Annotated in this window: 14 protein-coding genes; 5 read left to right on the forward strand and 9 right to left on the reverse strand. The window is 32.3% G+C overall.

From position 1 onward, the window contains the following. Position 1: 1 nt before the first annotated feature. From WN975_RS03195 to WN975_RS03215, 5 genes are all read left to right on the forward strand, one after another. Complete coding sequence (locus WN975_RS03195) at positions 2-718, forward strand: response regulator transcription factor (protein WP_099711827.1); 717 nt, start codon at positions 2-4, stop codon at positions 716-718. Positions 719-1,408: 690 nt separating this feature from the next. Beyond that, positions 1,409-2,155 (forward strand): hypothetical protein, encoded by a 747-nt coding sequence (locus tag WN975_RS03200; protein ID WP_337965183.1) that lies wholly within the window; start codon positions 1,409-1,411, stop codon positions 2,153-2,155. Between the two features lie 3 nt (positions 2,156-2,158). Further along, positions 2,159-3,550: an RtcB family protein gene (locus WN975_RS03205; RefSeq protein ID WP_337965184.1), complete on the forward strand. Its 1,392-nt coding sequence runs from the start codon at positions 2,159-2,161 to the stop codon at positions 3,548-3,550. Between the two features lie 11 nt (positions 3,551-3,561). Beyond that, positions 3,562-4,251, forward strand: a complete 690-nt coding sequence (gene prfH / locus WN975_RS03210) for a peptide chain release factor H (protein ID WP_337965185.1) — start codon at positions 3,562-3,564, stop codon at positions 4,249-4,251. Next, complete coding sequence (locus WN975_RS03215; protein WP_099711832.1) at positions 4,238-4,774, forward strand: hypothetical protein; 537 nt, start codon at positions 4,238-4,240, stop codon at positions 4,772-4,774. Before prfH ends, WN975_RS03215 begins: the two co-directional genes overlap by 14 nt. A 332-nt stretch (positions 4,775-5,106) precedes the next feature. Here WN975_RS03215 and WN975_RS03220 read toward each other — a convergent pair whose 3' ends face one another. The 9 genes from WN975_RS03220 to WN975_RS03260 all read right to left on the reverse strand — a co-directional run bounded on the left by WN975_RS03220 (position 5,107) and on the right by WN975_RS03260 (position 13,016). Beyond that, positions 5,107-5,853, reverse strand: a complete 747-nt coding sequence (locus WN975_RS03220; protein WP_337965186.1) for a thioesterase — start codon at positions 5,851-5,853, stop codon at positions 5,107-5,109. Positions 5,854-5,929: 76 nt separating this feature from the next. Beyond that, positions 5,930-6,850, reverse strand: a complete 921-nt coding sequence (gene miaA, locus WN975_RS03225; protein WP_337965187.1) for a tRNA (adenosine(37)-N6)-dimethylallyltransferase MiaA — start codon at positions 6,848-6,850, stop codon at positions 5,930-5,932. Between the two features lie 152 nt (positions 6,851-7,002). Further along, entirely contained in the window at positions 7,003-7,842 is an 840-nt protein-coding gene (locus WN975_RS03230; protein WP_337965188.1) for an ion transporter, read from the reverse strand. 30 nt (positions 7,843-7,872) lie between these two features. Then, on the reverse strand, positions 7,873-9,234 hold the full coding sequence (locus WN975_RS03235) for an exonuclease domain-containing protein (protein WP_337965189.1): 1,362 nt from the start codon (positions 9,232-9,234) through the stop codon (positions 7,873-7,875). Positions 9,235-9,299: 65 nt separating this feature from the next. Then, positions 9,300-9,959 carry a YggS family pyridoxal phosphate-dependent enzyme gene (locus WN975_RS03240; protein ID WP_337965190.1) on the reverse strand — a complete coding sequence of 220 codons (660 nt, stop codon included), beginning with the start codon at positions 9,957-9,959 and terminating at the stop codon, positions 9,300-9,302. Continuing rightward, positions 9,959-10,546, reverse strand: a complete 588-nt coding sequence (locus tag WN975_RS03245; protein ID WP_337965191.1) for a hypothetical protein — start codon at positions 10,544-10,546, stop codon at positions 9,959-9,961. Before WN975_RS03245 ends, WN975_RS03240 begins: the two co-directional genes overlap by 1 nt. An 18-nt stretch (positions 10,547-10,564) precedes the next feature. Then, a complete protein-coding gene (locus WN975_RS03250) occupies positions 10,565-11,452 on the reverse strand; it encodes a 3-hydroxyacyl-CoA dehydrogenase NAD-binding domain-containing protein (RefSeq protein ID WP_337965192.1) in 888 nt (295 codons plus the stop codon). A gap of 1 nt (position 11,453) precedes the next feature. After that, positions 11,454-12,050, reverse strand: a complete 597-nt coding sequence (locus WN975_RS03255) for a hypothetical protein (RefSeq protein ID WP_337965193.1) — start codon at positions 12,048-12,050, stop codon at positions 11,454-11,456. Next, positions 12,051-13,016 (reverse strand): Gfo/Idh/MocA family oxidoreductase, encoded by a 966-nt coding sequence (locus WN975_RS03260; protein ID WP_337965194.1) that lies wholly within the window; start codon positions 13,014-13,016, stop codon positions 12,051-12,053. Positions 13,017-13,037: the final 21 nt, after the last annotated feature.

The raw sequence follows: 13,037 nt of genomic DNA on the forward strand, positions 1-13,037 counted from the left end.
TATGGAAAATAATAACAAAAGAATACTTTTAGTAGAAGATGACCTTAATTTTGGGGCAGTTCTTAAAGATTATCTAATGTTAAATGACTTTGAAGTTACTTTAGCTAAAAACGGTATGGAAGGTTTCGAGAAGTTCAAGAAAGATGTATATGATTTGTGTATTCTTGACGTAATGATGCCTTATAAAGATGGTTATACTTTAGCCAAAGAAATTAGAGAGAAAAATAGCGAAGTGCCAATTATCTTTTTAACGGCAAAATCTATGAAAGAAGATGTGCTAAAAGGATATAAAGCCGGAGCTGATGATTACTTAAATAAACCTTTTGATTCAGAAGTTTTATTGATGAAAATCAAAGCAATCATTCAAAGAAAATCTGCTGATACAAAAGCAGAACAAGTTCAATTTGAGTTTAATATTGGTAAATTCCACCTAAATTCTAAACTTAGATTCTTAACATTCGAAAATGAAGAACCAATAAAATTATCTCCAAAAGAGAATGAATTACTTAAAATGTTAATTCTTCACGAAAATGATTTAATGCCAAGAGAACTAGCATTAACAAAAATCTGGAGAGATGACAACTACTTTACTTCAAGAAGTATGGACGTTTACATCGCTAAACTTAGAAAATACCTAAAAGCAGACGAAGATGTTGAGATCCTTAACATTCACGGAGAAGGATTTAGATTAGTTGTTAAAAGTAAAGTTACAGAATAACAGAATAACAAAAAATTCACCAAACAAAAAATATTAAAGCTCTGAGAAATCAGAGCTTTTTTTATGCTTATATTTTTTCAGATTACTATTATACGCAATCTTTACAGAAATGACAAATCCAGCGAAAAGAATGGAATTTGGTCCCGAAGCTTCGGGATAAAAAATTAGACTTTTAATTTTAAAATATTAGCTTTTCATATAATTTGGAGCTATTTCCTGCTATCCGCTATATCTTTTTCGGGCAAAAAAGCCCTAAAAAGGATACCGCTTCTATCAGGGCTATGGCTTTAGTTTTCAGTTAGATAATCCTATATTTTTAGAACCATAAAAATGAATAAATATTTTTTACACGAATTTTCTCTATTATTATTTGGAAAATTAAAAAAGTATTCTGAATATTTGCAGACGAAAAAATTAATAACCCTTTAAAAACGAAGAAAAATGTTTGTACTTACATTGACATCTCAGAGCTTCACACCAAACGGATTTGGTGCAGCACTTCTTCGTGGCTTATTTCAATCTTAGAAATTCATTTTTAGATATATAAAAAAGCCCGAAGACATATAGTTTCGGGCTTTTTTTATTCTAGACACTTCAAATTTTCCCGAATAATCGATTTTATTATTTGTCCCAAAAGGATAAAATGTTAAAGCCTGTTTTGGCTATTAATTTAATGCACTATAATTTTTTATGGAAAATTATACAGCAGAGGAGTATGCTTTGTGCTCTCGCTTTAAAAATAAAAGAACAAAGAAAAGATTAGTAAAAGAAGATTTTGAAAAACAATTAATTCAATCAAGAAAATTTGAAGTTGAACTCTGGAAAAAACGACAAAGTTTACCATTGATTCCTTTAGCAACACCTTATCAAAAAGGTTGGGAACGGAGCTTTGTGCTTAGAGAAGATATAGTAAGATCAAACGAAGCTTCATTTTATAAAACATTACTGGAGAAGATAAATACATGGCAATATTCTTCCGAAAAATCTTTTAAGAAAAGGAAAAAGAAGAAAAGAAAACATGTATATGTCGAAAAACTCCAAACAATAAAAGAGTTTTCTGAATCAGAATGGAGAAGTTCAAAACTAACATTAACTGAAAAAGAGAAAATGCATTTTTATAAAAGGGAACGATGGTGTCCTAATTGTAAACGCTATAAAATTCATTATATATTTAATGAGCCATGGCGTTATGTATTTCGCGTTAAACCGTACATGATAACGCATACTAAAATGGTTGATGCAGATTTAGAAAGTGAAATTCAGCTTCTTGACAATTATATTACGAATCTTAATTTACGACATAGAATAAACAAATTAGTAGATGGTTTTTCTTATCGTTGGAGGTATTATCAAAATGAAAACCCACGAGAGATAAACCCAATTAAAAATAAAAGTCTGCATATATTGTATCAACAATATGTAGACGAAATGATATAAATCATGGGAAATAAATTATCCGGAAAAGACCTGATTAAGTTAGGCTTTCCAAAAAATAATTCAATAAATATAGCTTTAGGGCAAATAAACAGATATAGAAAAAGAGAAAAAAAGGAATCCATTCTGACAGAAGCAAAAGAAGTTTTACTTCATCCTGAAAAATTTGAAGGACACGGAACTTGGGGAAAAGTAGCCGAAGGTTTGGTAAATCCCGTTCATGTAAGAATGCATCAGTTGAAGACAACAAGAGTTCCTTTTACCATTTTTGGAGAGAATGAAATCGATCAGCAAGCTAAGTTTCAGTTGTATGATTCTTTAAAATTGCCAATTTCAGTTGCGGGAGCATTAATGCCAGACGCGCATTCAGGTTATGGATTGCCAATTGGTGGAGTTTTAGCAACAGATAATGCAGTTATTCCATACGGAGTTGGTGTTGATATTGGCTGCCGAATGAGTTTGTCAATTTTTGATTTACCGGCTTCTTATTTCAAAGGAAAAGAGCATCAATTGCAGGCAATTTTAAAAGACAATACCAAGTTTGGAATGAATGAAACACACGCTACAAAAGCGGATCATGAAGTTTTTTACAAAAGCGAATTTCAGGATATTCCATTACTAAAGAATCTTTTACCAAAAGCTTATAAGCAATTAGGAAGTTCTGGCGGAGGAAATCATTTTGTAGAATTTGGAATTGCCAAAATTGATAATCCAGAGAATGAATGGAAACTTGGCGCAGGAGAATATTTTGCTGTTTTATCACATAGCGGTTCTCGTGGCTTAGGCGCAAACATTGCGAAACATTACACGTATTTGGCCGCTAAACAATGTCCGTTACCAAAAAATGTACAGCATTTGGCATGGTTGGATTTGAATACACACGATGGTCAGGAATATTGGTTGGCAATGAATTTAGCCGGAGAATACGCAAAAGCCTGTCACGACGATATTCATAGACGAATCGCTAAAGCAATTGGGAAAAGAGTTGTGGTTACGATTGAAAATCATCACAATTTTGCCTGGAAAGAAATGGTAAATGGAAAAGAATGTATTGTGCATAGAAAAGGTGCAACTCCTGCTGCAGAAGGTCAATTGGGGATTATTCCTGGATCGATGACTGCTCCGGGATATATTGTAAAAGGCAAAGGAAATGCAGAGAGTTTAAACTCGGCTTCACATGGAGCCGGAAGGTTATTTTCACGCGCTAAATGCAAAGCTAATTTCACACAAAGTGAAATTAAAAAAGTATTGAAAGCTAACGACGTAACTTTAATTGGCGGAAACATTGATGAAGCGCCAATGGCTTACAAAGACATTACAAAAGTAATGGGAAATCAAACGGACTTGGTGGAAGTTCTGGGAACTTTTACTCCGAAAATCGTTAGAATGGACCGATAAGAAATTAAAAAATGGAAAAAATTATTCAGATAACAGCAGGTCGCGGACCTGCAGAATGCACTTGGGTTGTCGCCCAAGTGCTTAAAAAAGTTTTGGACGAAGCACAAGAACAACAGTTAGAAACTATTTTGCTTCAAAGAGAAGTTGGTGAAGAAAACGGAACAGTTGAAACGGCAACTATTTCTATAAAAGGAAAAAATGCTGAAACATTTGCAAATTCATGGATTGGAACTATTCAGTGGATTGGCCAAAGTCAGTTTAGGAAAATGCATAAGCGTAAAAACTGGTTTATTGGCATTTTTGAGATTGAACTACAAAAGAATGCGTCGATTTCAGAAAATGATATTCAATACCAAGCAATGCGAAGTTCGGGTGCTGGCGGACAACACGTTAATAAAGTGAGTTCGGCTATTCGAGCGACTCATATTCCAACTGGAATTGCCGTTGTGTCGATGGACAGCCGATCACAACATCAAAACAAAAAACTGGCAACAGAAAGATTATTAAAAAAACTAGAAGACGAAACTTTGCAACAGCTTAAAAATCACGTTGGAAAACAATGGGAAAATCAACTGAATATTCAGCGAGGAAATCCTGTTAGAGTTTTTACCGGAACTGATTTCAAAAAGAATAAAGTGGAGAAAAGTTACAAAGGAACTCGTCAGAAATTAAAAACCGATTTACGAAATGAAAACAATTGATAAATACCTTTTTCAGGCTTTGGATAATTACCCGTATTCGCTTGAGGAAACTATTGAATCATTAGATTATGCTTTTTCATATGATGCCAAAAATACTATGGTTTTGTGTTTGTATGGTAGAATTCAGGCAGAGCAATTATGGAATTATGAAGAGGCAAAGCAGTATTTTCAGGAAGCTTTAGCGATTAATATTCATGCTCTTGAAGTTTATCCGCACTATTTACAGACTTTGATTTTGAACGAAGATTATGAAGAAGCTCAAAAATTAATTGATTTTGCTTTGACTATAAAAGGAATTAATAAATCTGAAATTTATGTCAAGAAAGCAATACTTTATGAAGCTCAACATGAATTTAAAAATGCATTGAAGGAAATTAAAAATGCTAAACTTCATTTTTTGCAATTTGCTTTTGATTCTGATATTACTGATGTAGAGAAGAGAATTAAAGGAAAAATTGATTTAATTGAAAATAAAAAGAAGTCAAAGAAATCGAAAAAAGATTCAAAAAAGAAGTCAAAATGATTTTTGATTTTAAAAAAAAAACGATGCAATTCTATTTGAGTTGCATCGTTTTTTTTTATTTAATATAATTTAGTGTTGTCCCTACGGGACAATTTTAAGGAAGGCTATTTTTGTTTTTTACCGATATTTAACTCCTAAAGAAGTATTTTATGTTTAAATTATTTGAAGGAATATCTCGTAGAGATTACATCTTGGTAGAGATATCGTCAATAAAGCGAATATTTGCCCCGTAGGGACTATACAAATTTACATTTGAAATGTATTGCTTTTTGCCGAATTAAAAATGAAATAATCCGCGAAAATCCGTTCAATCCGTTAAATCTGCGGACAATTTATTTCCAATGCAATTCTAATGCAAAACACGTTTTCTCGTTTTTTGTAATACTGAATGTTGCTGTTGTATGATTGTCATCTTCACTTTCGTGAATTACTACGTTATCTTTTAGTGAAAGTTCTTTCATGAAATTCATTTCAAAACTTTTTACTTCTTGTTTTAAAATTCGTTTTTCATCTACATGATCTAAACACCATTCTAAATATTTGACGTTATTTACGTGATTTACAATATCTAAATCTGATAAATAAACTGTTTTTTCAAAAATAGCTCCTTTTTCGTGATTGATATTTATTTTAGAAAAACCTTCAGTTGTTGCTCTATTGTCCGGAAATAATTCGAAATGTTCATATGGCAAAGCCAATGGTTCTGGACGACGCGCTTGTGTATTAAATACTGCCCAATAGGTTTCGCAGCCTACTATTTTTTTGCCATTTACATACATTTCAAGAGCACGAACAGAACGAGAATTTTCTAAACTATTAATCCATGTTTTTACGGTTACAACATCTTGCCATTTTGGTAAGGACGAAATTTCGACACGCATTCTGCTTAAAACCCAAGCTTGGTGAAATTCCTGCATATCAAAAAAACTAATACCTCCAACTTCTGAATGTGCTGCAGCAGTTAGTTGTAGAATATTACATAAATCGGTGTATTTTAAAAAACCATTTGGGGTACATTGTGTAAAATTGATTTCCCAGTCTTTGCTTAAAACCGATGTGAAATTTGGCGATATAGGCATTTGTAATTTTGAATTTAGATTGTTGGTTTTAGATTTTTCTATCTGATAATAGAAGAAAGAGAAAAGAAAATAGATTTTACTTTAGTTGATTTTCTATATAATTTATAATTTCTTTTCTATCTGTGGCGTAATCAAACCATTTTGTGTTTTCATTCCGTTTAAACCAGGTAAGTTGTCTTTTTGAGAAACGTCTGGTATTTTTTTTGATTTCTTCGATGGCAAATGGCAGCGTGAAATCTCCGTCAAAATAACTAAATAATTCTCTATAACCGACAGTTTGTAACGCATTTAACGCTTTATTAGGATATAAAGCTTCTGCTTCCTGCAATAAACCTTCGTTTATCATGATGTCAACTCGTTGGTTGATTCTATTGTAAATCGTAGATCTTTCGGCATCTAAACCAATTAAAATAGGAGCGAAATTTCGGTTGTTTTTCTTCTGATTTAGAAATGATGAATATGGTTTTTGACTTCCGATGCAAACTTCTACAAAACGCATCATTCGTTGTGGATTTTGAAGTGTTTGCGAATTTTCTTCTGTTATTTTTTGATAATAATCAGGATCTAAAAGCTGTAATTGTTCTTGTAGATATTCAATTCCGAAGTTGTCGTAATTAGAATTTACCTGAGAACGTATTGCTGGATCAATTTCCGGGAATTCATCGAAACCTTTTAAAATTGCATCAACATATAATCCTGAACCACCAATAAGAATGGCAAAATCATTATTTTGGAATAATTCTTCTAGTTTAATAAGTGCTTCTTTTTCGTAATCGCCAACGGTATAATTTTCGAAAATTGATTTGTTTTGAATAAAGTGATGTTTTGCTGCTTGTAGTTCTTCCTGATTGGGAACCGCTGTGCCAATTGTTATTTCTTTAAAGAACTGACGGCTGTCGCAAGATATTATTTCGCATTTAAAATGTTGTGCCAAAGCAATACTTAAGGCTGTTTTTCCTATTGCTGTTGGTCCGACGATGGTTATTAAGTATTTCATATTTTTTAGCCCAGATGGTAATGGAAACCCCGGACTTATATTTGTTAGTTTTTTTGGGATAAAAAAGCGACTTTAGAAGCTCTTTTTATGCCTTAAAAAAACAACAAAGATAAGGAGGAGTTGGAATGTACAGCTGGAAATAGCTCATTAAATTAATTATTTGGTAACTCGATTCCGCATTCATGGCAATATTTTGCGCTATCAAAATGTACCTGTGCATTACAATTTTGACATGTTTTTTTTGTGCTAACAGCATTATTTCTTAAGCTGCTTTTTGCAAATTCGGCAGTTACGATTCCGGTTGGTACGGCAATAACTCCATATCCCATAATCATAACTAGCGATGCTAAAAACTGACCTAATGGTGATGCCGGCGAAATGTCGCCATAACCAACGGTTGTTAGGGTTATAATTGCCCAATAAATCCCGACAGGAATGCTGGTAAAACCACTTTCTTTGCCTTCGACAACGTACATTAATGAGCCGATAATTACGGCGCTGATGAGGACGAAGTATATAAATACCAGAATTTTTTCTTTACTGGCTTGCATGGCTTCACGGAGTTGCAAGGATTGTTGAGAGATCTGAGGAATGTGTAAAATTTTAAACAATCGGAAGAAACGCAGGATTCTAACGATGGTTAAAACATTTGTCGCAGGAAAAAATATGGATAAATACATGGGTAATATGGCCATTAAATCGATGATTCCGTAGAAACTAAAAACATATTTAATGGGTTTTTGTATCGAAATAATGCGTAAAATAAATTCTATGGTAAAGAAAATAGTAATAATCCATTCACAAACAAGAAGTTGTTGGTGGTATTTTTGATTGATGCCTTCGACGGTATCCATCATTACCAGAAGTACGCTTAAAAGAATAAGACCTAAAAGTACCAGATCGAACAAACGCCCTAAAAAGGTGTTGCTACCGTAAAGGATTATTTGAGTCTTTTGTCTAAAAAGGTCGTATTTTGATTTTACTTTTTTCATATCGGCTAAGATAATGAAAGTTTTGTTGTGTTAAAAATGAAGAATTTTAAGCGATTTGCTTTTTCGGATGTAGTTTTGAATAATATTTTTTACATCTCGATTATGCTGCATCGGGATTAAAATGTTTTTTAGAATCTCAATATTGGTAATTTGATAATTGAGGTCGTAATAAGCGTAACCTTTATAAGTTCCGTTTTCGATTAATACAGCACTTCTTTCATTCACGTTTCTACCTCTGTCAAGTAGAATCATACTTTTGTTTTCAAAGCTATTTTCTGATATAAATTGCTGAACACGAATGTTATATTCTTCTGGACTAACTTCGCCAATACAAGCGCCATCGCATTCTTTTATCTTATATTGAAAACACTCTTTTTTGGTTTGGTACAATCCGGTAAGTTTTTGGCACAAATGATATTTCGATGTGAATCTGAAAAGTGCATTTTTTCCTTCTTGTAAAGTAGCAAATGATGTGATTTCTTTTTTACGTCCATCTGCTTTTTCAAGTTTAAGATTCATATAACCGTTTGCATCTTTCTCAGCATATAATGCATATAGAAAAACCGTTTTTCTTTGAGAGCGATTATGTCTTGGACGATTTATTTTTACTTCTTCACTTTCTTTTAAAAGTGCGATTAATTCGCTTCCGGTTTCATCATAAGTTATGGTGAAAACTTCAGCTTGAATTTTTTTACTTTTAGTTGTGATTCCGGTAAAATGCTGATTGATTCTCTTTTTGATATTTTGGCTTTTGCCGATATAGATAAGGCTTCCACCTTCATTATAAATGTAATAAACGCCAGTTTTTGCAGGCATTTGCGCTAAAAGATCCATCAATTTTGGAGCAATTCCTTTTTCGACTTCGAGTTTTATAAAATCTTTTACGATTGTTTTTTCCAAGTCTTTTTCGAGAAGCATTTTAAACAACTTGGTAGTTGCCATTGCGTCTCCGCTTGCACGATGTCTGTCGGCCATTGGAATTCCAAGTGCACGAACGAGTTTTCCTAAACTATAAGAAGGCTGATCCGGAATTAATTTTTTGGCAAGTTCAACAGTACAAAGTGTTCTGGCTTCGAAATCATAACCTAAACGTCTGAATTCGGTACGTAAGATTCTATAATCAAATGAGGCATTGTGTGCGACAATAATACAATCTGAAGTTATTTCGATGATTCTTTTGGCAACTTCAAAAAACTTTGGAGCTGAGCGCAACATAGCATTATTGATTCCGGTTAATTTCACCACAAAAGGCTGAATCGGAATTTCGGGATTAACAAGGCTAATGAATTGGTCAACTACTTCATGACCATCAAATTTATAAATGGCGATTTCAGTAATTCCTTCTTCATTAAACTGACCTCCAGTGGTTTCTATGTCTAGTATTGCGTACAAATTCAGTATTCAGTCTCAGTTTTTAGTATTCATTTAAAATCTACAATCTTTAATCTACAATTAGATTAACGTCCTCCAAAAATGCTGCTTCCAATGCGAACCATTGTGCTTCCGCATTCTATTGCAAGCTTATAATCGCCGGACATTCCCATTGAAATTGTAGAGATGTTTTGCATTCCTTCTTTTTCTTTAATCGAATCAAAAATAGACTTTAAATGTGTAAATTCTTTTTTAATTTGGTTTTGATCTTCTGTAAAGGTTGCCATTCCCATTAATCCTAAGATACGAATGTTTTTCATTTCTTTGAACTCTGCCGAAGATAATAATTCATTTAATTCATTTTCGTCTAAACCAAATTTAGATTCTTCTTCAGCAATATATATTTGAAGCAAACAATCGATTATTCTATTGTTTTTTAAAGCTTGTTTATTGATTTCCTGTAATAATTTTAAGCTGTCAACTCCATGAATCAAGCTCACAAATGGTGCCATAAATTTGACTTTATTCGATTGCACGTGACCAATCATGTGCCATTGAATATCTTTAGGCATTTGTTCGTGCTTATCAGCCATTTCCTGGATTTTGTTTTCTCCAAAAATACGTTGACCAGCTTCGTATGCTTCCATCAAATCCGGAACAGGTTTTGTCTTAGAAACCGTAACCAAAGTTACGTGTTCAGGTAAATTGTTTTTTATTTGAAGCAAATTTTGCGTTATTGCACTCATTATTGATTATAATACTTAATTATTTGATCATTTTTTGTAGCTACCCAACTTTTAAGTTCAAATGAAGAAAGAGTTTGTGTTTCTTTCAAATTGTTTAATTCGGCAATACTATAATTATAGGTTTCTGAAATATCTTTTTTATTATTTTCAGTTCGTATGATTTTAATTTTCACATAGAAAAGTTTTGTATCAAAATAGTAAAATTCTCCAGTAATATTGTCTGAATACGAATTTAAATAATGAATACTTTCATGATATTGACCTTTTATTAAATTGCTGTATTTCTCAAAATTATATTTTCTTTTTTCGATATTCGAAAGTAAATTATAATTCTCTTCATTGAAATGGTGAAGATAAAAGCTATATGAATATCCACCTCTTGCGCTAAGAAACTTTGTTTTAATTTTGTCTACTTCAGTCTCAGTTTCAATTCTTATGACACCATCTGAAATGAAGCCATGTCCATTTTTTGCAGAAATGCTATCGATTTGATTAATGGTAAATTGTTTATTAGAATCTATTTTTAAGTTTTGAGAAATACAAATTGTGATTACAAAATGGGCAAAAATTAAAAATAGATTCCTCATAAATTTTAAAACTTTATTTTAAATAAACTGTTTTGAGATTTTCTCAGCTTTTTTACTTTCGCTATAGTCATAAAAACCTTCACCAGATTTTACTCCAAGTTTTCCGGCTCTAACCATATTTACTAATAATGGGCAAGGAGCGTATTTAGGATTTTTGAAACCTTCGTACATAACATTCAAAATAGCAAGACAAACGTCAAGACCAATAAAATCAGCTAATTGAAGCGGTCCCATTGGATGTCCCATTCCTAATTTCATTACGGTGTCAATTTCGTAAACACCTGCAACTTTATTATATAAGGTTTCGATTGCTTCGTTTAGCATTGGCATTAAAATTCTGTTTGCCACAAAACCAGGATAATCGTTTACTTCAACAGGAGTTTTGCCTAATTTTTCAGATAAATCCATGATGATTTTAGTCACTTCATCGCTGGTATTGTATCCACGAATGATTTCGATTAATTTCATAATTGGCACCGGATTCATAAAGTGCATACCAATAACACGCTCAGGATGTGCAACAACAGATCCGATTTGTGTAATTGAAATCGAAGAAGTATTAGTTGCCAGAATTGTATTGTGAGAACAAGCTTCGTTTAATTGTTTGAAAATGTTCAGTTTTAATTCTACGTTTTCGGTAGCTGCTTCAACTACTAAATCTACACCAACAACACCATCTTTAATATCTGTATAGGTAATAATATTGGTAATCGTTTTTGCAACTTCTTCTTGAGTAATTGTTCCTTTCGAAAGCATTCGATCTAAATTGGCAGCAATAGTCGCCATTCCTTTGTCTAATGATTTCTCAGAAACATCGATAAGTTTTACAGTAAAACCACTTTGTGCAAATGTATGAGCAATTCCGTTACCCATTGTTCCTGCACCAATTACAGCTATAGTTTTCATTTTATATATTAGTATTAAAATTGAAGTATTTGTCTAAATCTTCTTTTATTATTTCGTATTCATTATCGTTAATATATTTATTGGTATACAACCAGATATATCTTTCGTGTTGTGTATGATATGGTAATATTGGATCTATAAGGAAATATTTTGTTCTAAAGTAGTTGATTTGTTTTTGATAAATTGAATCTACAAATTGATCAACTTCTATTGCATTTTTTTTTGTGTAAATAAAATACAAATGTTTCCCCGCCTCTAAATGTAGTTCATCATGTCCTTCTGAAATATTTTTAGCTATAAGAACAAAAGGAGTGATTAAACCTAAACATAGTGCCTGGAGTGATAATGGAGAAGCATTATTTGTTACCATTATCAAGCTTAAAACTAGTAAAACATTTAAAAAAATAGAGAAGTATAAAATCATTAAGAATTTATTTTCTCTGTTTTTTTGAATATAACTGGATTTTTTTATTTCCTCAAAAGGAATAGAATACTTCAATTTATGTTTTGAAGTATTCAAATCAACTATAATTTCTTTATCTAAAATTTCAAAATATTGCTTTTGATTCTTATACTTGATCTTTAGTATAGATTCCATCTATTTTTCGAAACAATCAATAATCTGATACGCTACTCTTAAAGCATCTGTTGCTTGTTCAAGAGTTACAACTGGCGTAGTATCAGTTTTTATTGCATTTGCAAAAGACTCTAATTCGTCCAGAATTGCATTGTTTTGTTCAACGTCAGGATTAGTAAAATAGATTTGTTTTTTTACACCTTCGGCATTTTGCAGAATCATATCAAAATCTCCGGGAACTTCAGGAGCATCTTTCATACGAACGACTTCACATCTTTTTTCTAGAAAATCAACTGAAATGTAGGCATCTCTTTGAAAAAAACGTGTTTTACGCATGTTTTTCATCGAAATTCTGCTTGCTGTTAAATTGGCAACGCAACCATTTTCGAATTCAATTCTTGCATTGGCAATATCCGGAGTATCACTGATTACAGAAACTCCACTTGCGTGGATATCTTTTACTTTTGAATGAACAACACTCAAAATAGCATCAATATCATGAATCATTAAATCAAGAACTACAGGAACATCTGTACCACGCGGATTAAATTCGGCCAAACGATGCGTTTCTATAAACATTGGATTTTCGATCATGTTTTTTGTAGCAATAAACGCTGGATTAAATCGCTCAACATGACCAACCTGACCTTTTACATTGTATTCTTTTGCCAAAGCGATAATTTCTTCAGCTTCGTCTACAGTATTGGCAATTGGTTTTTCTATAAAGATATGTTTACCTGATTTGATCGCCACTTTTGCACATTTGTAATGAGAAAGTGTTGGTGTAACAATATCGATTACATCCACAGCGTGGATTAATTTTGCAATAGTACTGAAGTTTTTATAACCGAATTCTTTTGAAATTCTTTCGGCATTTTCTTGATTTTCGTCGTAAAATCCAACTAATTCGTATTTGTCAGATTGTTGTAATAAGCGTAAATGTATTTTACCTAGATGACCTGCACCTAAAACTCCTACTTTTAACATGAGAATGTATTTTAAACAAAA

It is taken from the genome of uncultured Flavobacterium sp., from assembly GCF_951805225.1.
Classification (GTDB): domain Bacteria; phylum Bacteroidota; class Bacteroidia; order Flavobacteriales; family Flavobacteriaceae; genus Flavobacterium.

Coding starts and splice junctions, on each gene's coding strand:
- WN975_RS03195 (WP_099711827.1), top strand. CDS start 2: ATGGAAAATAATAACAAAAGAATACTTTTAGTAGAAGATGACCTTAAT.
- WN975_RS03200 (WP_337965183.1), top strand. CDS start 1,409: ATGGAAAATTATACAGCAGAGGAGTATGCTTTGTGCTCTCGCTTTAAA.
- WN975_RS03205 (WP_337965184.1), top strand. CDS start 2,159: ATGGGAAATAAATTATCCGGAAAAGACCTGATTAAGTTAGGCTTTCCA.
- prfH (WP_337965185.1), top strand. CDS start 3,562: ATGGAAAAAATTATTCAGATAACAGCAGGTCGCGGACCTGCAGAATGC.
- WN975_RS03215 (WP_099711832.1), top strand. CDS start 4,238: ATGAAAACAATTGATAAATACCTTTTTCAGGCTTTGGATAATTACCCG.
- WN975_RS03220 (WP_337965186.1), bottom strand. CDS start 5,853: ATGCCTATATCGCCAAATTTCACATCGGTTTTAAGCAAAGACTGGGAA.
- miaA (WP_337965187.1), bottom strand. CDS start 6,850: ATGAAATACTTAATAACCATCGTCGGACCAACAGCAATAGGAAAAACA.
- WN975_RS03230 (WP_337965188.1), bottom strand. CDS start 7,842: ATGAAAAAAGTAAAATCAAAATACGACCTTTTTAGACAAAAGACTCAA.
- WN975_RS03240 (WP_337965190.1), bottom strand. CDS start 9,959: ATGAGTGCAATAACGCAAAATTTGCTTCAAATAAAAAACAATTTACCT.
- WN975_RS03245 (WP_337965191.1), bottom strand. CDS start 10,546: ATGAGGAATCTATTTTTAATTTTTGCCCATTTTGTAATCACAATTTGT.
- WN975_RS03250 (WP_337965192.1), bottom strand. CDS start 11,452: ATGAAAACTATAGCTGTAATTGGTGCAGGAACAATGGGTAACGGAATT.
- WN975_RS03255 (WP_337965193.1), bottom strand. CDS start 12,050: ATGGAATCTATACTAAAGATCAAGTATAAGAATCAAAAGCAATATTTT.
- WN975_RS03260 (WP_337965194.1), bottom strand. CDS start 13,016: ATGTTAAAAGTAGGAGTTTTAGGTGCAGGTCATCTAGGTAAAATACAT.